A 24,793-nucleotide genomic window follows, 5' to 3' on the forward strand; every position below is an offset into this window, starting at 1 on the left:
CGGGGAGGAATTGCACCTTACGCAAGTTCCGCCACCCCCTTTCCATAAGCATATCCGTCAAATCGCTGAATGACTTGGACATATCTATAATTTATTCCTTGTGCGATACGCTTTCCGTCCTTGCCTTTAATATCGAAACTTCCAGTCTTTCTACATGCGACTTCGCCAAACCAAACGCCTTGATATTTCCCTCTTGGGACAACAGCCTTAACCATGTCCCCTGTTTGAAAACCAAAGAAGAATTTTTGTCTTGCAAGATAACCTCTTGGGAAGCCATATCTATCTAGGTTTGTACGAGAGCGACTACCACGCCCTTTTGCCTTGATAAATAACACTTCTTTTGTTTTGAAATATAAGTGATTTGTTGTGCTTTCGCCTACACAACAAGCGTCAAAATAATGTGTTTTCGGCAAGTCTAAACGAATACGATTCATTTTTGTTCGTGCACCTGTTCCACACTCGACATCTAATCCTGTCTGCTTTAACACTTCATACGCTTTCCATCTTGTCGAGTTGATAGCACTTGCATCCTTTAATGATTCTTTGACTTGCTTTTGAATGTGCGGATACCCGAATTCTTCTGCTGTCTTACTTCCTTTGCGCTGATTACAGTCATGACAGGCAAGACATAGGTTATCCACTCGGTCTGTTCCACCTCTCGATTTTGGAATGATATGCTCCACTTCAAGTGGAACATTTTCTTTTCCGCAATAACAACACTTCCGCCCAAACTTTTCAAGCAAATACTCCCGTACTTCATATCCTTGTAGCGTGCCTTGTTGATACTCTACACCATTGATTTCAGGATTTCGCATGAGTTGCGTGTCGAATTTGGCATTTTCGTATGATATATACCCAATGGGGCATAACTTCTTTAGGCGGTTAACCCATGTTTGGATATTTTGCACACGACTCTCTAGTGATGGCGGCAACCACCCGTCTTTTCTCCTACGATTAAGAAAACGTGGTTTTCTGTATCGAGTTTTTCGATTTCGTCTTGCTCGACGGAAAGCACGCCTTTTATCCATTCTTTCCTTGATGTCTGTGCGATGGTCAAGTTGCCCTAACCATACCACTTCTTGTCCTCGCAAAATCGCAAGTCCTGTGTGTTTGCTTCCGTGATCGATTTTGAGCCGATACGGTGTTTTCGGTCGAAAATTATCGACAATTTCTTTTAAAATAATCGTAAATGGATAGCGTTTGTAGATCGCTGCCTTCCCTTGTTTCAACAGCTTTCTCGCAACTGCTTCGTGACAAGGAGCAAGCGGACACTTATTTGTGTCTAACACAAAAACCATAGGGTATTCCCCTTTCCTCTGCATAAAGCAGGTCATATTCTCCTCGACCATGTTATAGATGCTTGTTATGTGCAAGACACTAGCGCCACCCACCACGCTTGTTTAATCTTGCACGACAGAGGAACGGGCTGGAGAAGCACCCGAACGTGTCATGACATCTATAGCGTAGGCTCTGTTTCAAGCCTTGGTCTGGTCAACATGGGGCTTACAAGCCCATGACTTTAGTCATTGGGTTGTTGACCCTTTCGCTTTCGATAGCGGTCAATAGCTGTTTGCGTTGCTTCATATACGAGACGAGCTAGCTGTTTACCGATCGGTGTAATCGTTCCAGCGTATGCATAATATGTTCCTTGTTGGGACGCAGCGATGGCCGTACAATCGGTTGATGTTCCTGTCGCGATCGTATTCGTTTGCGGATCGACGACTTGTTTATCACACAACGCTTTTGCTTTTGCTTCTGTTGCAGTCATTAGCGCTTGCACGAACGCAGCTTCTGATAAATGACCATCGATAAAAACGAACGTATTAATCGTCCCTGGAGAAGCGACTACATCTGTACGCCGCCAAGCATTTGCACTATCTACCGCATTTCCAACTCCAGCGGTCACCGCAACAAACAACCGAATATCTTCATCAACAAATGAAAACGCTACATCTTTCACATCGACAGCGGTCATCATTCCGACCGTCCATTGCTCATCAAAACCGTGTTGCCTCAAAAATTGAATCATCTCCTGCTCGGCATTGTCACAACGATAATCAAGCGGAACATGCCGATTGACGAACGTCGTCGCCCAACGTATACCGCCGCCAACAAGGGCAGATGAAAGCACTTTAAACGGCTTAGCTGTCTCTACGACGAGCATCGTTTCGTGTTCTTTGACGTGCCATAATCCCTCGTTTATATGCGGCATAGAAAATGGAACGAATGTGACGAGCGGCTTCGGTAAAACCGGGTGTTCGTGACGTTTCATTTTTGTTTCAAATACGCACTCAATCATTGATTCGCTCAACAATTCCCGCGGCGTTCCGCATGCAACAGCTTTTCCATCTTTCAATAAAAGAAGTCGGTCGCAATAAAGCGAGGCAATATTTATATCATGAAAAATAGCTACAACGGTAAGCCCTGATTGTTTTAATAAATTGAGCAACTTAAACTGCTGCGCCACATCCATATGGTTCGTCGGTTCATCTAAAAGCAATACACGTGGTTGTTGCGCTAACGACCGTGCGAGTGCTGCTCGCTGACGTTCTCCCCCGCTTAATTGTTCTAATAAGACATGCTGTTTATGTGCTAACGTCACACAATGAAGTGACTCGTTGACCACTTGTTCGTCTTTCTCTGTCCATTGCGGAAAGAGAGATGACTGATAAGGATATCGTCCAAGTTCCACCATCTCTTTCACTGTATATCCAAATGAAACATCTGTATGTTGTGGCAACGTCGCAACGAGCTTTGCATATTGTCTCGGTTTATACGTCTGAATCGGTTGACCGTAAACAAACATATCCCCTTGTTGCAAAGGAAGTTCACGGCTCATCAGTTTCATTAGCGTCGTTTTCCCGCTTCCGTTCGGTCCTAACATACCGAAAAACTCCCCTTCATAAACGGTAAACGAAACATCTTCCAACACTTTTTTTTCCCCATATTGATACGAAACGTGCTTTACATCTATCATATCGATCACGTCTTCCGTCTTAAACTTTTAAATAACAATATTGCAAACAATGGTGCGCCAATAAATGATGTGATGACCCCAATTGGCAACTCCCGCGGGGCAACGATCGTTCGTGCCACAACATCTGCTAACACTAAAAACGTGCCACCGTACAAAAAAGAAAGTGGCAATAATTTCCGGTGATTTGCCCCACAAATCAAACGCGTCATATGCGGAATGACAAGCCCAACAAAGCCGATCGTGCCCGATACAGCTACCGCTGCGCCTGTAAGCAAGGAAGCGCTAAGTAAAATCCATAACTTTTTTCGCAACACATGTACGCCAATGTTTGCTGCTGTTCGCTCGCCAAATGAAAAAGCGTTTAACTCGCGAATATGTGTAAATAAGCCGAGAGAACCGATGATAAAAAACGGTACAAATAAAGAAACATATGACCAACCGCGCATCGCGACGCTTCCCATGAGCCAGCTAATGACTTGACGCAATTCCTCACCACTAAGGGCAACCATAAGTGAAATAACCGAGCCGAAAAACGCATTCATGATAATGCCGATTAAAACGATCGTTTCAATTCCCATATTGCGTTCTGCAAGTCGAGCAAATAATAAAACAAACAATAATGTCACGAGCGCACACATAATGCTCACGATCGGTAACGTAAAGCGTCCGAGAAACGACAAATGAAGTTGAAAAAAGAAGACGAGTACCGCTCCGACAGCAGCGCCAGATGATACTCCAATCGTATACGGATCAGCTAAAACGTTTTTTAAAAGCCCTTGGAACGCTACACCAGCAAGTGCTAAGGACGCCCCAATCAAAAAGGCGAGCACTACTCTCGGCACACGAATCGCAATAATAATTTGCGAAATGGTGGCGGGAACGTCCATCGGTGTATGAAACAAATGATGCGACAACGTGTCCCATATAGAAGAAAAGGGAATCGATTGTGATCCAATCGATATCCCTAATAATAGTGCAACGATTGCAATGATGGATGCAGTCATATAGTTATTTAAAAATGTCTGGATAAACGACTTTGGCAATTTCTTCGACCCCTTCAGCTAAACGTGGTCCTGGACGAGAAACTAAATCTGAGTTCACATCATATACTCGCTTATTTTTGACAGCCGGAACGTCTTTCCATGCTGGGCGAGCGAGCACTTGCTCAACTGCGTTCGGCGTGTAATAACCGTACGTCGTAATAATGACATCCGGGTTTAACGCCACTGCATCTTCTTCCGTAAACATCGGCCATCCTTCTTGATCACCTGCCGCATTTTTCGCATGAATGATCGTTAACATCTCATTCATAAATGTTCCTTTTCCAGCTGTATAAATTTCTGGTGCAGGCGAGACTTCGATCCAAACGGTTGCTTCTTCTTTCACCTCTTTTGCTTTTTCAGCAATGGCATCGATTTTTTGCTTCATTTGTTTCACAACGTCCGATGCTTCTTTCGTTTTCCCTGTCGCTTTACCGATTAGTTCAATGGAAGCATACACGTCATTCAACGATGTAGCATTTGGCACAACAATGACTGTAATGCCCGCATCTTTCAATTGTTTCAATCCTTCTTCAGAGTTATGTGCACTTGACGCGTGTGCAAGCACAACGTCCGGCTGAAGCGCGATAATTTTTTCAACATTAAACTCCATGCCGCCGATTTTTTCTTTATTTTTCACATCTTCCGGATAGTTATCAAAATCGCTTACACCAACGATTTTGTCACCAAGTCCTAACGCATACGCAATTTCTGTATTGCTCGGGATAAGCGAAACAATTTTTTCCGGTTCTTTTTCAATCGTGACATCACCAACCGCATCTTTTATGGTGACTGGAAATGCGGCTTGTTCCGTTTTCGCTTCTTGCTTCGTCTCTTTTGCTGGCTCTGCGTTATTCGCGCACGCTGCTAATCCGAGCGTCAGCACGAGCACCAAAAGCCATACATACTGTTTCCATTTTTTCATCGTTTTTCCCCCTCTTTGTATATAAAAATAAAAAGCTCATCCCAAATGGAATGAGCTGGAAACAACAAAAGACAACCGTCACCTTTGTCGTTTCGCCGTCTCACTCCCCGAAGACGCGAATGACGATGCAAAAAGGCAGGTCTACTGACTTATGCGTCATCCTACTTTGAAGCCTTCCCATACGAATTGTACAGTGGCGTCCTTCATTTCGTCAGCATTTACAGTTGCGGGGACAGTTCTGGACTTGCACCAGATTCCCTATTAAGTCTACTAGGTTTCCCATTCGACACCTTTTTGCAACGAACGTATACAATTGTCGAACAATTTTTACGTTTCTATCATAGCCGAAAACGTCGCTTATGACAACAAAAATTTTCTATTTCAATGGAAGTGTAAATGTAAACGTCGTTCCTTCGCCGAGCTTACTATGAACGGCGATCGTTCCTTTATGCGCCTCAACGATGTTTTTCGCAATCGCAAGACCTAATCCTGTGCCAGAGCGACCGCGTGTACGTGCTTTATCCGCTTTGTAAAAGCGCTCAAACACGAACGGCAAATCTTCTTCAGCAATGCCAGAGCCTGAGTCTCGAACAGAAATGCGCACCGCCTCTTCGTCCCCATCGACTATGACACGAACTTCCCCACCGTCATCTGTGTGACGAAGAGCATTATCAATTAAATTCGTCAGCACTTGTTCGATACGGTCAGGGTCAAACAACACGACAAATTCTTCATTTATGTCCACGAGCAAGCGAACTCCTTTTTCTTTCGCTAACGCTTGAAACTTATGAATGATGCGCTCGGTGTATGAACGAAGCGGCACGCGCTCTTTATGAAGCGTTAAATGTCCTGCTTCCATACGCGCTAAATCAAGCAAGTCGTTAACGAGGCGACCCATGCGCAACGATTCATCATAAATGACTTTTGCCAATTCTTTTTTCTCTTCATCTGTCGCCGCGATGTCGTCGACAATGGCTTCACTATACCCTTGCAACATGGCGATTGGCGTTCGCAACTCATGCGAGACGTTGGCGATAAAATCTTTGCGCAACTTATCGAGCCGACGCTCTTCCGTCATATCTCGAAGCACTGCAACCGCCCCGCGAATCACTTTGCCATTGTACAACGGCGTCATCACAATGACCCAATTGCGACCTTGTAAAGCAATTTCTGCTGCTTGTTCTTTCTCTTCCGCCACCGCTTTCGTAAACAATTCATTCACTTGCGGAGGAAGCGGCGATAAATCGTCGCGCTGCCCTTGTTCGTAGTACCATGCTTGTAAAAATCGGTCGGCAGGTGGGTTTGTAATAAGCACTTCGCCATTGCGATTGAGCGTAATGACGCCATCCGCCATGCTGCTTAAAATGCTCGCTAGTTGTTCTTTTTCTTGATTTAACGCATTAATGTGAAATTGCAATTGCCGACCCATCTGGTTAAACGCCATAGCCAGTTCCCCAATTTCATCATGGGTGACGATCGGCACTTTGGAATCGAATTTCCCGCGCGCCATTTCAAACGCGACTTGTCTCATTTTTCTAAGCGGTGCCGTAATTCTTGTCGATAAGAAAAAGGCAAATACCGTCGTTAACACAATAGCAATAAATGCAGCAAGAAAAATAAACTTCGTCGTTTGTTTTGTCGTTTCTTCTACAGCTTTTAGCGATTGATATACAAACACAGCACCGTTTCCATCAGATGTGCGAAGCGGCACACCAACAATAAACAACTCGTTATAAACCCGATTTCGCATCGTTTCGTTTGGCATCATCGCCCGTTTCACTACTTTCTTTCCATCAAATACGCGCGACAACTGCTTATCTTGTTGAACAAACGAAAGCGGCAAATCAACGAGCTGTTCATTCGGTGAGTACCAATAATGACGATCGTCAATAATAATCATTAGTCTGGATACATCATCAACCATCGTCCATGCAATTGAGCGAGCAAACTGCTCATCATGCTCGGCGACGACGCGGGCAACTTTTACTGCTTGTTGAGTGAGTTGCTCTCCCGTTTTTTCAAAATAATATTTTTCAAAAAAACTTAGCAACAAAACGGTTAAAATAAAGAGGACGAAAGCAACAAGCAATAAAATTGTCAGCCACAATTTGCCGACTACACTACGCCATAGTGCCATCATTCATTCACGACCTCAAATTTGTACCCAACGCCCCAAACGGTGACGATCATTTTCGCTGCTGCTGGCGATACTTTATTCAACTTTTCGCGCAACCGTTTGACATGCGTATCAACTGTTCGTAAATCACCAAAAAATTCGTAATGCCATACTTCTTTTAACAATTGCTCGCGATCAAACACTTTATCTGGTGACTTCGCTAAAAAATGAAGCAACTCGTACTCTTTCGGAGTTAAGCTAACTTCATGCCCATCTGCTGTCACCCGATGCGCATCATGGTCAATTGTTAAATGAGGAAATACGAGCACATCTCGTGTTGTCGTATCCGTTGTTACATATGGAGAGTTCGCTGTACGGCGAAGCAGCGCTTTCACGCGGAGCACCACTTCACGCGGGCTAAACGGCTTAACGATATAATCGTCCGTTCCTGCTTCAAATCCTTGCACGCGATTAGCTTCCTCCCCCTTCGCTGTTAACATAATGACGGGTGTCGCTTTTTTCTCACGCAACTGTTTGCACACTTCAATACCGTCTTTTCCAGGTAACATAAGGTCAAGCAAAATCAAGTCATAATCATTGTCAAGCGCTAATGCTAGCGCTTCTTCACCGTTTTCTGCTTCATCGATCATATATTGCTCACGTTCTAAATACATACGAAGCAAACGACGAATGCGCTCTTCGTCATCGACAACTAAAATTTTAATTTCCTTCTCCATGATGTCATTCCCTCCTCGTTCACTATTGTACAAAACTGCCATACTTTTTTCTACTCCTCATAAAAAAAACGCCTTCTTTATGAAGGCGTTAAGACGCAGCATAAGAGTGTAGGCCTGCAATCACTAAGTTTACCGCTATTAAGTTAAACATAATGATCGCAAATCCAATGACCGCAAGCCATGCGGACCGCTCGCCATGCCAACCTTTTGACAATCGTAAATGTAGAAACGCTGCATAAAACAGCCATGTGATGAGCGCCCATACTTCTTTCGGATCCCAACCCCAAAAGCGCGTCCATGCAATTTGTGCCCAAATCATCGCAAAAATAAGCGCACCGAGTGTAAATATCGGAAACCCAATCGCTACAGAACGATAGCTGATTTCGTCAACAACATCTAAATTCACGTTCTTCACAAGTGGTTGCAAAGCTGCTGCAATACGTTTGCGTAAGAAAAGGCGAAGCAATCCATATAATACACCACCTGCAAACAATGACCAAATCACTGTATTTAATTTGCGAGCATTAATAATTGCAGGCATATGAACGAACGGTTCCATCCGTCCTTCCGTTTTTAACACGCCTTCGTGTGGACCGACAAGCGCTGGCATATGATATACCATTTCGTCTTGCTTGCCGTTTTTATCAATCCATTCAAATGTCGCTTCATAACCAACCATGCGAAACGATGTCGTCACGATAACGAAACCAAGCGTGCTAATTAAGAAAAATAACACAAACTCTAGCCAAAACGTACGTTTGCTCGCTTTCGACTGATCGACTACTCGAATTAGATAAATGAGCCCCGCTGCAAAGCTAATAGCTAAAATGGCCTCGCCAACTGCGGCCGTCGTGACGTGAATATGCAACCAATCGCTTTGTAAAGCTGGGATGAGCGGAGAGATTTCCCTTGGAAACATGCTTGCATACGCAATCACTAAAATGGCGATTGGCAAAGTAAATAAGCCGAGTAAACTCGTTTTATAAATAAAATAAATGACAATAAACGCGCCGACAAGCATCATACCAAAAAACGTCGTAAATTCGAATAAGTTGCTGACAGGTGCATGTCCGGCTGCGATCCAGCGCGTGATGAAATAACCAAGCTGAGCGAGAAACCCAACGATCGTTACAAAAATTCCGAGCGTTGCCCAGCGGTCCATTCCTTCTTTCTTTTTCACACGAATCGCTCCACCAAAGAAAAACGTTGCAACTAAATAAAGAACAAATGCTATATATAGTAACGTACTACTTAGCTGAACCACGATGTTCCCCCCTTATGACCGCTTGTCCAATTGATCAATCGGCATGACAAACGGTGTATCGTTAAATATGCCCTCAAGCTCTTTTTTCAGTCCAAACCAGTTTTTATTCGTATGCGCGGCAATAAGCACTTCGTCATTGATCCGTCGAATCCATACGCGGCGATGGTTCCAATACATTCCTTGAATCAGACCAATCATAAAAATCGCACCGCCAACGCCTAAAATCCAAAGTGTAAAATCACGACGCACCGTCAGCGCCGATACGTTTCGTGTTTCAATACCGGCAAACGCCATTTTATATTTGTTATCACCGAGCGGTTCAATCGTTTGACGAATGGCGGCGAAACTCACTTCCCCTTTTGGACGGTCTGGTGCAAACATTTTAAATACAAACGCTGGATTGTTCGGTACTTTCGAACGCGTGTTTGGTTTCCCATTTTCATCAAAATAAAAATCTGGAAAATAGCTTAATAGTTGCACTTTATAGCCGTTGCCAAGATCATATTCTTTTTCAGGTTGAATTAAATCAATCGTAATCGTGCCAAACGATTTGTTCGTTTGTTTATCTGTCAAATGAAACGACATGCTTTTTAATTCATCTAGCTTAAAATCAACTTGATATAACGCGTAATGATCATGTTTTAACGGTTCGTTGACACGAATCGAAAAACTTTTAATTTTCTTTAGCTTCGGCTCTTCCCCTGCAACAACTGGACCAACACGCTCGTACAATACGACGTCCGTTTGATAGTTTTTCGCCATCATTCCGTTACCGACGCGATCAATCGCCGCTTGAAACGCTTCTTTCTCTTTTCCTTTCTCATACACTTCAAAAATAAACTTTTTATTTTCTAAAAAATATTTTCCTTTCGTTCCCGGAATTTCTTTTATTTCCCCTTCACGAATCCACATGTTTTCATCCACATACATTCCCGGAACAAATCGAAGCATCGCACCGATGAGAAAAATGATAAGTCCAATGTGATTCACATACGGTCCCCAACGGGAAAAACGCCCTTTTTCTGCTAAAATGCTTCCGTTCTCCTCACGAATACGATAACCCCGTTTCGTTAACCGATCGACCACGCGAGGCAAAGCATTTTCGTAGTCTTTCACTTGTGAACGGCTAAATAGACGTTGGCGTTGTAAAAATTGTTCATTTCTCGTCACCCGCTGATTGTTTAACGCCCGATATAGTGGCACGACACGGTCTAAACTACAAATGACGAGCGATACACCAATGAGCGCTATAAGCAACATATACCACCATGAGCTATATAAATCGTGAAATCCTAGCGCGTAATACCATTTCCCGAGCCAACCGTACTGCTCCTCATAATATTCAGCTGGCGACACTGTTGGCGGAATGTACATCTGTTGTGGATAAATTGTGCCGATGGCCGAAGCGACTAACGTAATAACGATAAACCAAACCCCAACTTTAACAGACGAAAAGAAGTTCCATATTTTATCAACAATCGTTTGGTTGTACGTTTGCGAACGGCGAGCGCTTCCTTCATAACGCATGTCCAATAACATTGGCACTTCTTCTAACGGTTTACCACATGCTTCACAAAGAACTGTACCAATCGGATTCACATGCCCACATTCACATTTTACTTGTTCCATGTCGAAAACCCCTTACGGCTTAATTCGTTCCATATATTTTTTTACATCCTCTTCCGTCATCGCCCCTGTAATGATATCTACAATTTTGCCTTCTTTGTCAATTAAAAATGTCGCTGGCAACGGACCGATGTTGTATGCATTCATGACTTGATCTTGCTGATCGATGACGACTGGAAACGTCAGCTGAAAGCGATCAACGAACGTTTGTACTGTTACTTTCGCCTCACCAACATTGACCGCAATCACTTCTACTCCCTCATTTTTATATACGTCGTATTGTCTATTAATGTATGGCATTTCTTTTTCACACGGTTTGCACCACGTTCCCCAAAAGTTTAAAAATACACCTTTTCCACGATAATCGGATAGTTGAATTTTGTTGCCGTTTAAGTCGGTAAGTACGAAGTCTGGCGCTGAATCACCAACTTGGATCGCCTTTTTGTCAACAAATACATTGGAATAAATCGTATAGCCAATGGCTGCAAGCATGATAGCTAAAATGACCGTTCGAAGCCAAAATCGCCTTTCTTTCATCCTATTTCGCGCAGGAGACTCCCACTTCAACGACCAAAGGGAGTAAGTGGGAGAGGAATGCGCGTTCCCCCTTTCTTTTGTGTATGATATAATAAAGGCGTGGAGAAAACCGTTCAATAAAGGCACTCCAATAACTGCTACTCGATGTATGGAGTTGGTTACAGGAAACGTTGTAACCGTAAAACATCGAGCGTAGGTCCGTCTGTTGTGTGTGGAAGCCAAGTACTGCCAACAGACACACCGAGAGAATCGGTAACGATGCAGGCATGACCTGCGTCGTTGGGTAGTCGTCAACCTGCCCCTGATGCAACCCCAAGTCAAGGAAGGAGGAAGAAGTCCGTTTGCACTTCTGGGGAGTTGCAAGCCCTCACTTCAAGCGTTAGCTAAGTGGGGGTAGTTGACCGCCAACTCTCCTATAAACCGTTTTCATCAACCTCATTATACAAGTTACTACTATACAAATAATGAAAATGATTTGAACAAATTGTGACAAAATTATGATACGTACGGCGAACCAGCTAATGCAAGCGCACGCAATTGCTTCACTTCATGCGGCGACAGTTCTCGATAATCTCCCGGATTCATCCCTTTCAAGTCTAAAAACGCATAACGTTCCCGCTTTAACTTTAAAACAGGATGTCCGATCGCTTCGAACATGCGGCGCACTTGACGATTTCTCCCTTCATGAATGCGAAGTTCAACGATCGCCGTCTGTTTCCGTTTGTCAATTGACAATACTTTCGCTTTCGCTGGCGCTGTTACCCCATCTTCTAGCGCAACACCTTTTTCAAGCCGTTTCACTTTTTCACGTGCTGGGATGCCTTTTACTTTTGCAATGTACACTTTTTCAATTTCATAGCGCGGGTGCATTAATAAATTAGCAAACTCCCCATCGTTTGTCAGCAGCAACAATCCAGACGTATCGTAATCTAACCGTCCGATCGGATAAATGCGCTTGTTTACATGTTTGAAAAAGTCAGTCACTACTTTTCTTCCCTTTTCATCTTTTACGCTACAAATTACACCGCGCGGCTTGTATAACAAATAATATACCGGCTCTTCGCGTTCGAGCGGAATGCCATCCACTTCAATGCGATCTTGTGGACTAACTTTCACCCCAAGTTCCGTCACAACTTTTCCATTTACTTTCACTTTTCCTTCGACGATCAATTGCTCTGCTTTTCTTCGCGATGCGATGCCAGCATGAGCAATTACTTTCTGTAATCGTTCCATTTCATTCACCTCACTATATAGTTTTACCATATTCGGTACAGGAGTTCAAAAATAAGAAAGGAGAAAGACGCACGAGATGCGACTTTCTCCTAGCCTCTCTTGCATAAGGGAAAAGAAAGAATAACAAAAGAAATAAGCAGTAACCAAACGATTTTCACTTGAAAAGACATATATAAAACGAATAATAAAACAAGACCAACCAAATAGAAAGCAATAGCTTTCCTTCTCATCGAACCCACTGTTTTATTTACAAACATGTAATGTAGCCATGAAATAAACAGATGAAACATATATAAAATCAAAAATATAGCTGTAAAAACAACAATACTTCCCGGACTACTCATCTCGTTAGAAAAAAGAGGGTGTTCAATCATCAGAAGTACCAAGCTATATACAAAACTTAAAATAAAGGATAAAACAGTAATATTTAGAATCAATCTCTTGTTTTCAGTCATTCCCCACACTCACACCAATCTAAACATTGTATTTTATTATTCAAACCAGTCGAGCCCGTATACTCTGATCATGTTAACAATATATCTGTCATCGGGCAACAAGCATATCGACCGCTTCATTTCCCAAACATCCATAATACAATAATAAATGATACAATAAAGCTAATGAGATCGGCAAGTAAGCCGACTTTTAATGCATCGCCCATTTTGCGAATGCCGACGGCACCAAAATAAACGGTGAGCACGTATAACGTCGTTTCTGTACTTCCTTGAATCGTGGAGGCTAACCGCCCGATAAATGAATCTGGTCCGTATGTTGCGATTAAGTCGGTGACCATGCCGAGCGAAGCGGTTCCTGAGATCGGACGAATGAGCGCAAGCGGAACGACTTCAGACGGCAGTCCGAGCGGGACGATGAACGGTTTTATATATGAAATAAAAAAATCAAGCGCACCGGAAGCGCGAAAAACGGAGACAGCAACGAGCATACCAACTAAATACGGAATGAGAGAAAAAGCGATTTGAATTCCCTCTTTCCCCCCTTCAACAAACGCCTCATACGTCGGCACACGCTTGTACGTTCCATGCAACAAAATGCAAGCGATTAAAATAGGAATAAGCCAAAGCGATAAAAATTGAATAACGTGCATCACAGTCCTCCTTTTTTCCGCCTCCGTATGTAAAACGCGCGGTCAATCATAATCGCTGATATTGTCGAAATAAGGGAAGCGACAAATGTCGTGCCAATAATTTCTCCAGGTGAAGCTGATTGATATGTCATGCGAATCGATATGACCGTCGCGGGAATAAGCGTAACGCTTGCGGTATTTAAAGCGACAAACGTAATCATCGAACGACTCGGTTCGTCTGTTTGACCGTTTAATTGCTTCAATTGCTCCATCGCTTTAATGCCAAGGGGAGTCGCAGCATTGCCGAGCCCAAACATATTTGCAATCATGTTCGATAATATATACCCGAGCGCAGGGTGGTCAGGCGGCACTTCCGGAAAAATTTTTTTCGCAATTGGTCGAAACAAACGGGCAAAAAACGAAAGTAGCCCAGACTGTTCGGCAATTTTCATTAAACCGAGCCAAAAAACGAGCACGCTAATTAAGCCAATGCTAATCGTCACCGCCTCTTTCGCCCCTTGAAACATCGCCTCGTTCACATCTTTCATCGTTCCGTTTATTCCCGCAAACAGAAGTCCAATAAGCAAAAGCGCAACCCAAATGAGATTAACCATCGCTGCCCACCCCTAACAGCCAATCAAAAAAAGAACGCTTTTTCTTTTCCTGCTTATAAAAAATAGGGGCGTCGTCAACTTTTTCGTTTCCGATGTATAGCTCAGCCCTTCCAACGACAGACGGCACGCCTGTCTCTTTCCAACGCTCTTGTGGACGAAGCAATTTTCGCTCTAAACGAATTAACGACTCTTCTTTTTTTGTGACCGGATATATAAAATCGCGTGCAACAAACAAATGATGATCATAAAAAGGATCGTCTATATCTTTCACAATCGTATCTGCTTTAATCTTTACAAGTTCATAATGCGCAAATCCATGCTCATACATCGCGATATGATCGTTCCAATCGTCCCCTGCGTTAATGGTGACCGCAATCAGTTCAAGACCATCTTTTGAAGCGGTTGTCACTAATGTACGCTTCGCTCGCTTCGTATACCCTGTTTTTCCACCTGTACAATATTCATATAAATGCGTCAATAGCTTATTTTTGTTACGCCAAACCCGATCCCAATCTTCTGTCGGATTTGGCGCACGATACAATTTCGTTCCCGATACTTCGCGAAATTGTTCGTTGTGCATCGCATACCGCATAAGTAGCGCCATATCATATGCAGTGGAATAATGATTTTCGGCATCGTCTAATCCGTGTGGGTTCGCAAATTGTGTATTTGTCATCCCGATTTCTGCCGCTTTTTCATTCATTAAAAACACGAAGCCTTCGACGCTACCGCCAACGTGCTCAGCGATTGCCACCGCTGCATCATTTCCAGAACGAAGCATAAGCCCATATACTAAATGTTTGAGCGCAATTTTCTCCCCTTGTTTCAAATAAATAGAGGACCCTTCTGTGCGAACCGCCCGTTCACTTACCGTCACAAGCTCTTCCCATTTTCCCGATTCGATTGCTAAAATGGCGGTCATAATTTTTGTGATGCTCGCAATGCGTCGTTTCGTATGGGCATCTTTTTCAAATAGCACTCGTCCTGTCGTTTGTTCCATTAAAATCGCGCTTTTCGCACTAACCGACATCGCCTTCGCTTCATTCGGAAAAAGCGAACAAAAAAAACAAAGCACGATCATCCATATGAACCATTGCCGTCGCATACACCCTCATCCCTTTGTCCGTTTTGTACAAGTGTATGCATAAGTACATGATGTATGACAAAAAGACCGCTACATGACGCGGTCTTTTGCTTTTACAAATCGTCGCGCGACATCTCCACGTTCAAGCTCCATCTTTAATCGCTCAAGCGCCTCTTCATCTACAAATGGCTTTACACGCTCAAGCCACGTTTGCACGTGATGAATATATTGTCGCATACAAACACACCTCCTTCGGCACCATATGCAATAAAAAAAAAGAAGCTGACACACGCAGCTTCTTATTGTGATTGAATCATTTTTGTTCGGTAGTCTGTTTCATAAAATTCGAGTTCTTCCCGCATCGTTTGAAAATCAGCCTCAATCGCATGGAGCAATTGTTGTAACGATGGAGGAGCAGGTTGTCTCAATTTAATTGAATGTCTTCCTGTATACGCTGAACGGCTATCTTCATACCATAAATCGCGCTTTGGCGTAAAAAATTCTGCCACACATGAATGATAAATTTTGTATAACGCCTGTTCTGCGGCGGCTTTCCGAAACGGTTCTTCTTGAAGGACGATGCGACATGCATCAATCCCTTCTTCACCATATACAGCTAAACGGCGTAAGTCCGCAAGCACCCCTTCATAATAATGGCGGTCTCCTGCGCATTCTTCTTGCATTTGCTCAATCGTCGTTTCGTTTAAATAACGAGTAATTTGTTCTACAATGCGACTCAACAATTGCTCGACTTGCTTCGTTTGGTTAAAAACAACAGTATTCCCCATCTCCATCCTCCTTTACGGTTGCGCAATAAATAAAAGCGGTGATTTCACATCGTACGCTTGTTGTTTCGCAAGCGACTCAAATACTTCGGGCAATTTCGCAAAGTCGATCGATGAAAAATAGCGACGAAGCTCTTCTTCCTCACTTATATATACACGTTTTCGCGTCCGAAGTGATGGATCGGCGAGCAAACAAACGAGCGCGACAATGTCTTTAAAATATACGTCTTTCCCACCTGCTTGAAATACAGGATCTTGTTCATACGGCGTCCATTGTGAAAAACGCTCATCGAAATATCGAACATATAACACACGCAACGTTCGCTCTGTTCCATCGTCGTCAACAAACGTTACTTCCGAACGGTTAAAAAAATCTTCCGACGTATTCGGCTGTGCTTTTTGCAGTTCATAGCCATGACAAGAAATAATTTTCACAAACAATACACCCCTTTTTTCAACAACGAAGCTACATTTATTTTACCATAAATCTCACATTTCGCACCCTCTCGACAAAAATCGGGAGGATTTTTTTATCTTCCTGTCGAATAAAACCTTGGAATACAAGGAAAGCAAAGGAGTTTGCTCATCATGGACGTTCAAATTCGGGCCATTTATGAAAGTTCTTATTTGAATATAATAAGCGCCCTGTTCAAAGATCTTGACCTTCCTCAGTTGATTGATCGTCTCGTTCCCGTGGATCCGCAATGCCAAACTCGAGCCAGCGATATCGTCAAACTAATCGTTCTGGATATCTTGAGCGGCCGGCAAGCGCTCGTTCATTTGGAACAATGGGCGCATGACATCGATTTGCCGAAGCTGATTCGGCCAGGGCTGGAGCCGTCTTGGTTCAACGACGATGCCATCGCGCGTCATTTGGATCGCCTGTATGAGGCGAATATCCATCAAGTCCTTTCGTCTTGCCTCGTGCAGATCTACAAGAAAGAAGGCCTCTCTCTTCGCGTCTTCCACGCCGATACGACGGACAAGACCGTTTATGGCGCGTATGAATCGGCCTCGCCGGATGCCTTGCAGATTACGCATGGCTACAACCGGCATCATCGTTGGCAAAAGCAGATCGGATTTGGGCTGATTGGCAACGAGGATGGCATCCCGTTTTATGGCGATGTACACGACGGCAACCTGCCGGATAAGACGTGGAATCCCGAGGTGTTGTCCCGTGTGCAGAAACAGCTGAAGCAGGCGAAGATCGAAGATGAATGGATTTATGTTGCCGATTCTGCCGCCATGACGAAAGACACACTGGCGCAAACGAAGGCCGCCAACGCCTTTTTGATCACAAGAGGCCCTTCTTCGCTCCGGATCGTCAAAACCGCGCTGGCTAAAGCTGATGCCCAAGACACGCCGTGGAGCGATCCGTTCTCCTTAGCGGAGAAAAACGGAGCCACCTACCGGGTGTGGGAAACGACATCGACGTACGAAGGTCATTCGGTCCGGTTGATCGTCGTTGAATCCAGCGCGCTCGACCAACGAAAAGGAAAGACGCTCGAAAAAGAGCGAAACCAAGAAGCAGAGCTTCTTCGGCAGAAACAAACCCAGTGGGAAAGCCGTCTGTTTTCGTGCCGGGAAGACGCCGAACAAGCCCTAGCGTCTCTAAAGACGTCCCTTCGTCTCCGGTTCCATCGCGTCGAGGCGTCGGTCGAAGCGATCGTGCGTCCGAAAAAACGGCGCGGACGTCCGAAAAAAGGGGCGGAACCGGACATGGAAACGCTGTACGCCCTTCGCTTGAACGTGGAATTCGACCAAGATGCGTGGGAACAGGCGAGACGGAAAGCGTCCCGGTTTGTCCTTGTCACGACAGTTCCGGAGGAATGGAAAGGTCAACCGATGGATGCGAAAGAGATCTTGAAGTTGTATAAAGGCCAAATCTCGGTGGAAATGAACTTCTCTTTCTTGAAAGACCCGTTCTTTACGGATGAGATTTACGTAAAAAAACCGGAACGGGTCGCGGTATTGGGCTATTTGTTTCTGTTGGCCTTGGCGATTTACCGCGTCTTCCAGCGCCGGGTGCGTCAGTTCATCACCCCGGAACACCCATTAAAGGGCGCGGGAGGCCGGAAACTGACCCGACCGACCGGACAAGCGATTTTTCAATTGTTTTGGTATGTCAGAGTCGTCCTGTTGGAACTGCCGGATGGACGAATTCAACGCGCGTTAGGTCAACCGCTCACGTACGAGCAGCGAAGGATTCTGCAAGGATTAGGGATGGACGAGAGCATTTACGTCTAATGGGATAAAGAACGACCAACGATGGTAAAAAAAGGATACCATCGCTTTTGGTGTTGGTTTAAAAGTTATTCTAAAAAACTGAATAAAAAATCCTTTTGTTCCGCCCTACCAAGGTGCGAAATATGAGATAAATTATGAATCATGCGAAAAATTTTATCATTACTATAAAAAGAAAAAACAGGCGCATAAAAGCACCTGTCTAATATTATTCATTAGTCAAAGTTTTTTGTTTAAATTTATAACGAGTAACCGCAAGAGAAGGATAGAAACGACACTTTGTTACCGTTACCTTTCCCTTTCTTTTTTTACACATAGCGTTTCTTTTAGCATAGAACAATATTTTTGTATCTCATCTTCATTAATCTCGTAAACATGATAGCCATTTTCTTTTTGTTCCATAATGAGATTCACTTGTTTCAAAAGATTTAAATGTCTTGAAACGGTAGCGACCGTAATATTTAATTGATTTGCCATCTCTTGCAACTTCATTTTTTCTTTATTTGCAATAAGTGACAGCATCTTCATACGAACGATTTCGGACAATGATTTGGAGATATCAGCAATATACTGAAGCCGACCTTCATCATATTTCATTCCTATCTGGTACCCACTTAAGGAGAGCTTCTTTTCATTCATACAATGTCTCATATCATAAATAATATGAAGTTCTCCAAGTCCCCAAACTAAAATAAACTTCGGCGACACAAAATACGAGGGATACAATTTGATTAACTTCGTCTCTTTCGTCGGAAACTGTTCTGGAATTGGATAATCGTACAATAGTCTTCGAACGATTTTCTCAATTCCCAACTCATTGAGTTCTGCATTCAACCGCTCATTCGCCTGACTCCAAAGAGGAGACAAAACGGGTTCAACATGGATGTAACATTGCCGATAAAATTGTTCCCAAAGATAGGTTAGCTCCTGTAAATACTGCCCATAGTTCTGTGCGAATTCCAACTGTTCGTCATTCACAAATCCGCCCAAAGATGTGATTTTCGAGCGAACTTCATCAAGGGGAGAATCGGTTTGCGTTAAACAAATCTCGATCTCCTTTTCAGACAAGTAACGACCGAATAAATAATACAAAAATTCATACGGGGACACACGACCGATATATTCCATGAGTTTTGAAAAAGTATGTGGAGCAGGCAAATCAACTAAAAATTCCGCCAGCTGCGCCCCATATTCATATCGACCATAAAACTTCTTCAACAATGATTCATGTTGTTGAAAGAACTTCTCAAAACGCGCAACTGGGAAATGAGTCTCATCCCCCATTTTTCCCGATGAAACGTAACACTTTCTTAAACATGCCATCATTTCAAATAAAGAAGAGGTCGATAATTCTACTTTACAATGTTGATTTACTTCTTCCATTGTGTATACAGCCATTTGACATCCCATACTTTCTGTTTTTATTCTTGAACAACTTGATAATTCAGATGTTCAACAAAATTGTCGCATAACCGCTGGCATTCTTCAACTGTCGATGAACAAATAATCACATGAGCAGAACGTGTATAAGAATCCACTGTTTTCTTTATATGATCCCCTACTTGATAGTAGATGGTCCAATCTCGGATATATTCTCGATTAACTTCTGTGGCAAGGTAAATCTGTCGCAACGCGCCCTCTGGAAACATAAAAAATTTGACAAGGCTTGCCTTTGTATAAATTGGTTTTACATCAAATGGCACTTGGTTCATATAAGATAAAATTCCCAACTCATACTGATTGAACCCAGACGCTAATTGATGCAAATAAGGGATAAAATCTCCCCCAGGTCTCGTATGCATTTCAATCACTACTGGTCTATCTTCTTCTACATCCCATTTGATCTCGATATGCCCCGGTCCATATTGGACATTTAACAAATGCAATGCTTTCATCACCACTTGTTCAATTCGTTTAACTTTTTGTTGTTCCAGTCTCGCAGGCACAATATGCCCAGTCTCAATAAAGTGAGGCTTTCCAGTTGTTTGCTTTTCAGTTATTCCTAGAATGAAATGGGTTCCTCTCCAAGACACCGTCTCCACACTATATTCCGGACCTTTAACATACGGCTCTAAGATCCATTCATGAGGATGATCTTGATTTCTCTTTAACCATTTTTCCCATTCCTGTTGATTGGAAATATAATTAATCTCTTTACTTCCAAATCCGTCAAGCGGTTTGATGATGGCCGATCTTGAATATGGGAACTTTTTAGGAAGAGCAGATACTTTGCCACTCACGACGTCTAATCGTAATTCTGGATCCCTCCACAAAATCTGGCGCATCAATCCCTTATTCCTCGTATTCACGACCGTTTCAAGTGAATTCGTTGGCAATTGTAGTCTTTCACTAATATAAGCAGCTGTTTCTAGCCCTAATTCTGTAAAACTTACGACAAGCTCCACTGTTTGATATAAATTCATGATTTCCTCAACAACACGAAATACTTCTGCTTTCTCTGCAATGTCACGAACATAAAATATGGCTTTGACCCACTGTGCTATTTCCTTGTCAATACTTGAATGCTGATCCGCCACAATAATTGGCTTCAACCCACATTTAGCCGCTGCTTCCGCCCCGTAACGACTTGCCCCTAAAATGATGATGTATTTATTCATGCACAATCCCCCATTCTAATAAATCCATCGCTTCTTGTATCGAAGTGATTGTGTTTTCCATACTATCTCCTTCTGCTATGACAAACCCTAATCTTTGGTAGCTGCTTTTAATTTCATTGGCCTTAAAAGGCAACTTTCCTATACTGATCCTTTTTACTCCCGCTACTTTTTGCGCTTTCTCCATCCCGCTAACCGTTTGATATATCCCCTGCTCAACAGGCAGGATAAACTTAATGGCGGCATAGCGTTGTCTAGTGATCGCTATCTCTTCAGATATCCCGAGAGTTTGTAAAACAACATGCCTAACCATATCCACCCCTGTAGCCAATTCTACTAATTCGGGGATACAGTCACCAGCCAGCCTAGGGTTGACTTCAACTAAATATAAGTTGTTTCCACGAACAAAAAATTCTATATGTGCTGCTCCATAGTTCAATCCCAATAAGTTCAGTAGCCTTTTGCATCTTTCTTCTAAATCATAAAAAGGATTTAATTTCGGACTCGTTACATGTCCACATTCAACAGCGTGAGAACCATACGTTTCTTTTTTCGTAACGGATATTAATTTCCATCCATCAATTGTGTACAACATCTCAGCTGAAAATTCTTGTCCTTCAATCCACTCTTCAATCAACCATTTCCTTTTCAGCTCATATCCACGCTCATTACGCTGTCTTTGCCATTCAAGACGCAGGGATAGTTCTAAATCGCGACGATTTTGACAAATCGTCACACCATTACTTCCACTATCATCGACAGGTTTGATGACACAGGGAAACGAGATCTCCAAATCTATGATTTCGTCAGGATGATGGATAATATGGAAAGGAGGTTGCAAAAACTCGCTAAAACATTGGCTTTCTAGATAAGTTCTCGTTATATGTTTATAACGTGCCCTTTTCAATGCTTCGATATCATGTCCCTTCACTCCCAAATAACTCGCTAATTCAGCAACTGGAATCAAGTGGTAGTCATCAAAAGCGAGGATTCCAGAAAAATTCACCTCAGACCGTACTAGTTCTTCTTTCATCCGCTCCGTATCATACGTATCGATAATAACGACTTGATCAGCAAAATTCAGCGGATGGTCATCTGTCATGGACTCATATTGTTCTAAATCCATCGTCCAAAAATGGATTTTATAACCTAGTTTTTTAGCGATTTTCATCGCCTTTGTACCAGTGCCTGTTGTATTCGTCTCGACAAATAACAAGTGCATCATCGCCAGTCCTTTCTTTCTACTTGATTTTTATTCATGAAGGAAGACATTTTTCTATATGATAGATGAAACATATAGCCAATAAAAATCATGGCACTTATCATAGCTAGATAGAAAAAGGTTTTCTGTCCAACATACTCATACAGATTCAGACCAACGAATCCACCGATAGACTCCCACACTCCCCAAAGCACCCCTGATACTCCGAAGGCCCACGAAGAGCTTAACATCCCCTTTTTTTCTACAATTTGATGATCAATGGTAGGCACCCAAATAATTTCCGCAATGCTGAACAAGATCACACCGACAAAGATGATCCAAAAATGATGTGAAATCCATAGCAAGAAATAAGATGTTGTGATAAACATCAAGGCCAGTGCGTACCAATACTCAATTCTCCATTTAGGCTGTATTTTTGGATACAACCCTTGGAGAACGATAATCGTCATCGCATTCACCGTAAAAAACAATCCAATCGTTTTTCCTGAAAAATGTTGTGAAGAGACAACAGGAAAAGTTGTAAATAGTTGTGTGTACAAAAACCAAAATATCCCGGAAAAAGAAATGAATTTTATAAAGATAAAAAAATCGGGAGTTGATTTGCTGTTTTTAACGAATTGTACGATATGAATCCCCTTCTCTGCATCCTCAATGGTGATACGAGGTAATAGTAACGAAACACCTCCGGCCAAAACATAACAAACAATCGCTGCAATGATGATACCAAAAGAATTCCAATCCAATAACCATCCACCTAGAAGAGGACCAATAGAAGCACCAACGTTAACAGCAATATTTAACAATGCAAACGCCCTTAACCGCTCATCTTCCCCTAATAAGGAAATATGTGTTTTTAAACTTACATTATAAAGCGAGAGCGATATTCCCAATAATAACACGATGACAAAGATGAATGTGTAAGATTGAATCAACGTTAACATTGTGAGCAACAAAGCCGATCCCCATAAACCAACAATAAGGCTATTTTTAATTCCAAGCTTATTAACAACTCCCCCAACCAATACATTCCCTGCTTTCGAGACAAACGTAAATGCCGCTACTACCACACTCATTTCCGTAATATCGAGATTTTTTATTCTCACTAGCCATAAAGAAAGTAGTGGAACATACACAAAAAAACCTATGGAATTGAACACCCTAATACCAAACGTTAAAACTCCCTCATTAACCTTAGGAAACATATGTGACCCCTCTCGTCAGCTCTTTGCATACTGCTTCAATAATATTAGCTGCTTCATATATATCTTTTTCAGTAACATTTCTACTAACTACAATCCTTACTGTGTCAGATAACCAAGGGAATAAAAGCACCCCCTTTTTCTTACATCTATCGACAAACTGCCATGAGTTTGTGTGAAGATTATTTACATGAAAAAAGATCATATTTGTTTCAACAGCATCTGGATCAATGGACAAACCTTCTATTTCTGATAACATCATAGCTAACTTTTTAGTAAGCAGATGGTCTGTACACAAATGTGATATATGATGCTTTAAAGCATGTAACGCCGCAGCTGCATACATACCTATTTGATGAAATCCCGCTCCAAACTGTTTTCTGTAAATCCTTGCTTTGCTGATCATTTCTTTTTTACCCATAAGCATCGATCCAAACGGAGCACCAAGTCCTTTCGCAAAACATATACTAAGTGAATCTACAAATTTTGCATAGTCGCTTAATGGAATGTTCATCGCTACATGTGCATGAAATAACCTTGCTCCATCCATATGTAAAGATATGTTCTTCTCTCTCGTGAACTCATACAATTGTTTGATTTCTTTAAAAGGAAATATTTTTCCCTGATAATAGTTAATCGTATTCTCGATAGAAACTAATTGAGGAGAAGCATAAAAAGGACCTCTAGGCTTAGAATGAATTAATTCGTCAACATGTTCGACTCTTAGAATGCCATCTTCTGTTCTACATGTATGCAAAACAGCTCTACTTAACATAGCAATTGAAGAACTTTCGTAAAAGTTTATGTGATAATTGGCTTCTGTAATCACCTCATTTCCTTCCATTACTTGTGATTTAATAGCTAATTGATTAGCCATTGTGCCCGTTGGAACAAATAGAGCGTCTTCCACACAGAATAATTGTTTACAGTATTCCTCCAATTCAATAACACTTCCATCTTCTCCATAACAATCATCACCAACTATCGCATGAGCAATAACATTTCTCATTTCTTGAGTCGGTAACGTCAACGTATCGCTTCGCAAGTCAATCACTGATTATCCTCCTCACAATTACATAATTACATTATTACGTAATTACGTAATTACGTAATAATGTTACTATTGATTCTTTTTTTTGTCAATAAGTTTAAAAATAAAATACTTTTCATCTCCAACGTGAGAAATCATTATTAGAGTTGAGCCAGCAATCTAAAAAATTTTCTTCTCAAAAAGAAAAAACAGGCGCACAAAGGCACCTGCTTACTTTCCAGGCAAAATACCGATTTCGTATAAAAAGATCGCTAAACATAACGCACCGATCAGGCTTGGGAGCCGAATATGCATCTTCACTTTTTTATCCAAAAGATCGTAACGCTTGCTCACCTTCCCACTTAATATAAACACAACAGCAACAAAAATAGCGAGAACGGCACTTTTCAACCATTCTTCCAAAAACAAAAACAAAAATAAAAAGGGGCCCAAAGAAAAAA

At 42.4% G+C, this 24,793-nt stretch carries 23 protein-coding genes and 1 riboswitch; of the genes, 1 reads left to right on the forward strand and 22 read right to left on the reverse strand.

Going from position 1 to position 24,793, the window contains the following annotated elements; translation table 11 throughout:
• Positions 1–17: 17 nt before the first annotated feature.
• The 16 genes from iscB to NST18_RS08825 all read right to left on the reverse strand — a co-directional run bounded on the left by iscB (position 18) and on the right by NST18_RS08825 (position 16,457).
• On the reverse strand, positions 18–1,298 hold the full coding sequence (iscB, locus tag NST18_RS08750; RefSeq protein ID WP_340721629.1) for an RNA-guided endonuclease IscB: 1,281 nt from the start codon (positions 1,296–1,298) through the stop codon (positions 18–20).
• Positions 1,299–1,519: 221 nt separating this feature from the next.
• Positions 1,520–2,977, reverse strand: coding sequence for an adenosylcobinamide amidohydrolase (locus NST18_RS08755; protein WP_088223247.1), 1,458 nt, complete (start codon positions 2,975–2,977; stop codon positions 1,520–1,522).
• A 5-nt stretch (positions 2,978–2,982) separates the two neighbouring features.
• On the reverse strand, positions 2,983–4,020 hold the full coding sequence (locus NST18_RS08760; protein ID WP_004889764.1) for a FecCD family ABC transporter permease: 1,038 nt from the start codon (positions 4,018–4,020) through the stop codon (positions 2,983–2,985).
• Entirely contained in the window at positions 3,986–4,942 is a 957-nt protein-coding gene (locus NST18_RS08765; protein ID WP_128356667.1) for an ABC transporter substrate-binding protein, read from the reverse strand. The genes NST18_RS08760 and NST18_RS08765 overlap by 35 nt, the downstream gene beginning before the upstream one ends.
• Positions 4,943–5,059: 117 nt before the next feature.
• Positions 5,060–5,251, reverse strand: a riboswitch (cobalamin riboswitch).
• Between the two features lie 67 nt (positions 5,252–5,318).
• Positions 5,319–7,082, reverse strand: coding sequence for an ATP-binding protein (locus NST18_RS08770; protein ID WP_064220911.1), 1,764 nt, complete (start codon positions 7,080–7,082; stop codon positions 5,319–5,321).
• Positions 7,079–7,795, reverse strand: coding sequence for a response regulator transcription factor (locus NST18_RS08775; RefSeq protein WP_064220912.1), 717 nt, complete (start codon positions 7,793–7,795; stop codon positions 7,079–7,081). The genes NST18_RS08770 and NST18_RS08775 overlap by 4 nt, the downstream gene beginning before the upstream one ends.
• Positions 7,796–7,883: 88 nt before the next feature.
• On the reverse strand, positions 7,884–9,059 hold the full coding sequence (gene ccsB / locus NST18_RS08780; RefSeq protein WP_340721362.1) for a c-type cytochrome biogenesis protein CcsB: 1,176 nt from the start codon (positions 9,057–9,059) through the stop codon (positions 7,884–7,886).
• 12 nt (positions 9,060–9,071) lie between these two features.
• The gene (gene resB, locus NST18_RS08785; protein ID WP_340721363.1) at positions 9,072–10,688 is read right to left on the reverse strand and encodes a cytochrome c biogenesis protein ResB; all 1,617 of its coding nucleotides are present in this window, start codon (positions 10,686–10,688) and stop codon (positions 9,072–9,074) included.
• A 12-nt stretch (positions 10,689–10,700) separates the two neighbouring features.
• Complete coding sequence (resA, locus tag NST18_RS08790; protein ID WP_004889752.1) at positions 10,701–11,222, reverse strand: thiol-disulfide oxidoreductase ResA; 522 nt, start codon at positions 11,220–11,222, stop codon at positions 10,701–10,703.
• 495 nt (positions 11,223–11,717) lie between these two features.
• Positions 11,718–12,455: a 23S rRNA pseudouridine(2605) synthase RluB gene (gene rluB / locus NST18_RS08795; protein WP_004889751.1), complete on the reverse strand. Its 738-nt coding sequence runs from the start codon at positions 12,453–12,455 to the stop codon at positions 11,718–11,720.
• 571 nt (positions 12,456–13,026) lie between these two features.
• The gene (locus NST18_RS08800) at positions 13,027–13,560 is read right to left on the reverse strand and encodes a spore maturation protein (RefSeq protein WP_004889749.1); all 534 of its coding nucleotides are present in this window, start codon (positions 13,558–13,560) and stop codon (positions 13,027–13,029) included.
• Positions 13,560–14,153 (reverse strand): nucleoside recognition domain-containing protein, encoded by a 594-nt coding sequence (locus NST18_RS08805; RefSeq protein ID WP_004889748.1) that lies wholly within the window; start codon positions 14,151–14,153, stop codon positions 13,560–13,562. The genes NST18_RS08800 and NST18_RS08805 overlap by 1 nt, the downstream gene beginning before the upstream one ends.
• Positions 14,146–15,258 (reverse strand): D-alanyl-D-alanine carboxypeptidase family protein, encoded by a 1,113-nt coding sequence (locus NST18_RS08810; protein WP_004889747.1) that lies wholly within the window; start codon positions 15,256–15,258, stop codon positions 14,146–14,148. The genes NST18_RS08805 and NST18_RS08810 overlap by 8 nt, the downstream gene beginning before the upstream one ends.
• A 69-nt stretch (positions 15,259–15,327) precedes the next feature.
• Positions 15,328–15,474 carry a hypothetical protein gene (locus tag NST18_RS08815; RefSeq protein ID WP_004889746.1) on the reverse strand — a complete coding sequence of 49 codons (147 nt, stop codon included), beginning with the start codon at positions 15,472–15,474 and terminating at the stop codon, positions 15,328–15,330.
• 62 nt (positions 15,475–15,536) lie between these two features.
• Positions 15,537–16,025, reverse strand: coding sequence for a YpuI family protein (locus tag NST18_RS08820; protein WP_192948312.1), 489 nt, complete (start codon positions 16,023–16,025; stop codon positions 15,537–15,539).
• A 12-nt stretch (positions 16,026–16,037) separates the two neighbouring features.
• Entirely contained in the window at positions 16,038–16,457 is a 420-nt protein-coding gene (locus NST18_RS08825; protein WP_004889744.1) for a hypothetical protein, read from the reverse strand.
• A gap of 153 nt (positions 16,458–16,610) precedes the next feature.
• On the opposite strand from NST18_RS08825, the gene NST18_RS08830 reads away from it, so the two are divergent.
• Entirely contained in the window at positions 16,611–18,269 is a 1,659-nt protein-coding gene (locus tag NST18_RS08830) for an IS1634 family transposase (RefSeq protein WP_340721135.1), read from the forward strand.
• A 285-nt stretch (positions 18,270–18,554) separates the two neighbouring features.
• Here NST18_RS08830 and NST18_RS08835 read toward each other — a convergent pair whose 3' ends face one another.
• The 6 genes from NST18_RS08835 to NST18_RS08860 form a co-directional block, all read right to left on the reverse strand.
• Positions 18,555–19,664, reverse strand: coding sequence for an ArsR/SmtB family transcription factor (locus NST18_RS08835; protein WP_340721364.1), 1,110 nt, complete (start codon positions 19,662–19,664; stop codon positions 18,555–18,557).
• Between the two features lie 23 nt (positions 19,665–19,687).
• The gene (locus NST18_RS08840) at positions 19,688–20,884 is read right to left on the reverse strand and encodes an ATP-grasp domain-containing protein (RefSeq protein WP_088223236.1); all 1,197 of its coding nucleotides are present in this window, start codon (positions 20,882–20,884) and stop codon (positions 19,688–19,690) included.
• Positions 20,877–22,106, reverse strand: coding sequence for an ATP-grasp domain-containing protein (locus NST18_RS08845; RefSeq protein WP_340721365.1), 1,230 nt, complete (start codon positions 22,104–22,106; stop codon positions 20,877–20,879). The genes NST18_RS08840 and NST18_RS08845 overlap by 8 nt, the downstream gene beginning before the upstream one ends.
• Positions 22,103–23,305 carry an MFS transporter gene (locus NST18_RS08850; protein WP_088223234.1) on the reverse strand — a complete coding sequence of 401 codons (1,203 nt, stop codon included), beginning with the start codon at positions 23,303–23,305 and terminating at the stop codon, positions 22,103–22,105. Before NST18_RS08850 ends, NST18_RS08845 begins: the two co-directional genes overlap by 4 nt.
• On the reverse strand, positions 23,295–24,356 hold the full coding sequence (locus NST18_RS08855; RefSeq protein WP_088223233.1) for a threonine aldolase family protein: 1,062 nt from the start codon (positions 24,354–24,356) through the stop codon (positions 23,295–23,297). The genes NST18_RS08850 and NST18_RS08855 overlap by 11 nt, the downstream gene beginning before the upstream one ends.
• Before the next feature lie 207 nt (positions 24,357–24,563).
• Positions 24,564–24,755, reverse strand: a complete 192-nt coding sequence (locus NST18_RS08860; protein WP_340721366.1) for a hypothetical protein — start codon at positions 24,753–24,755, stop codon at positions 24,564–24,566.
• Positions 24,756–24,793 lie beyond the last annotated feature (38 nt).

The organism is Anoxybacillus sp. FSL W8-0104 (genome assembly GCF_038004465.1).
Taxonomy (GTDB): Bacteria; Bacillota; Bacilli; order Bacillales; family Anoxybacillaceae; genus Anoxybacillus; species Anoxybacillus flavithermus_G.

What these genes read in the sequence shown, in the direction of transcription:
- NST18_RS08840 (WP_088223236.1), bottom strand. Translation starts at nt 20,884, where the DNA reads ATGAATAAATACATCATCATTTTAGGGGCAAGTCGTTACGGGGCGGAA.
- resB (WP_340721363.1), bottom strand. Translation starts at nt 10,688, where the DNA reads ATGGAACAAGTAAAATGTGAATGTGGGCATGTGAATCCGATTGGTACA.
- rluB (WP_004889751.1), bottom strand. Translation starts at nt 12,455, where the DNA reads ATGGAACGATTACAGAAAGTAATTGCTCATGCTGGCATCGCATCGCGA.
- NST18_RS08835 (WP_340721364.1), bottom strand. Translation starts at nt 19,664, where the DNA reads ATGGCTGTATACACAATGGAAGAAGTAAATCAACATTGTAAAGTAGAA.
- NST18_RS08815 (WP_004889746.1), bottom strand. Translation starts at nt 15,474, where the DNA reads ATGCGACAATATATTCATCACGTGCAAACGTGGCTTGAGCGTGTAAAG.
- resA (WP_004889752.1), bottom strand. Translation starts at nt 11,222, where the DNA reads ATGAAAGAAAGGCGATTTTGGCTTCGAACGGTCATTTTAGCTATCATG.
- NST18_RS08805 (WP_004889748.1), bottom strand. Translation starts at nt 14,153, where the DNA reads ATGGTTAATCTCATTTGGGTTGCGCTTTTGCTTATTGGACTTCTGTTT.
- iscB (WP_340721629.1), bottom strand. Translation starts at nt 1,298, where the DNA reads ATGGTTTTTGTGTTAGACACAAATAAGTGTCCGCTTGCTCCTTGTCAC.
- NST18_RS08850 (WP_088223234.1), bottom strand. Translation starts at nt 23,305, where the DNA reads ATGTTTCCTAAGGTTAATGAGGGAGTTTTAACGTTTGGTATTAGGGTG.
- NST18_RS08810 (WP_004889747.1), bottom strand. Translation starts at nt 15,258, where the DNA reads ATGCGACGGCAATGGTTCATATGGATGATCGTGCTTTGTTTTTTTTGT.
- NST18_RS08775 (WP_064220912.1), bottom strand. Translation starts at nt 7,795, where the DNA reads ATGGAGAAGGAAATTAAAATTTTAGTTGTCGATGACGAAGAGCGCATT.
- NST18_RS08770 (WP_064220911.1), bottom strand. Translation starts at nt 7,082, where the DNA reads ATGATGGCACTATGGCGTAGTGTAGTCGGCAAATTGTGGCTGACAATT.
- NST18_RS08845 (WP_340721365.1), bottom strand. Translation starts at nt 22,106, where the DNA reads ATGATGCACTTGTTATTTGTCGAGACGAATACAACAGGCACTGGTACA.
- NST18_RS08830 (WP_340721135.1), top strand. Translation starts at nt 16,611, where the DNA reads ATGGACGTTCAAATTCGGGCCATTTATGAAAGTTCTTATTTGAATATA.
- NST18_RS08820 (WP_192948312.1), bottom strand. Translation starts at nt 16,025, where the DNA reads ATGGGGAATACTGTTGTTTTTAACCAAACGAAGCAAGTCGAGCAATTG.
- NST18_RS08765 (WP_128356667.1), bottom strand. Translation starts at nt 4,942, where the DNA reads ATGAAAAAATGGAAACAGTATGTATGGCTTTTGGTGCTCGTGCTGACG.
- NST18_RS08755 (WP_088223247.1), bottom strand. Translation starts at nt 2,977, where the DNA reads ATGATAGATGTAAAGCACGTTTCGTATCAATATGGGGAAAAAAAAGTG.
- NST18_RS08800 (WP_004889749.1), bottom strand. Translation starts at nt 13,560, where the DNA reads ATGCACGTTATTCAATTTTTATCGCTTTGGCTTATTCCTATTTTAATC.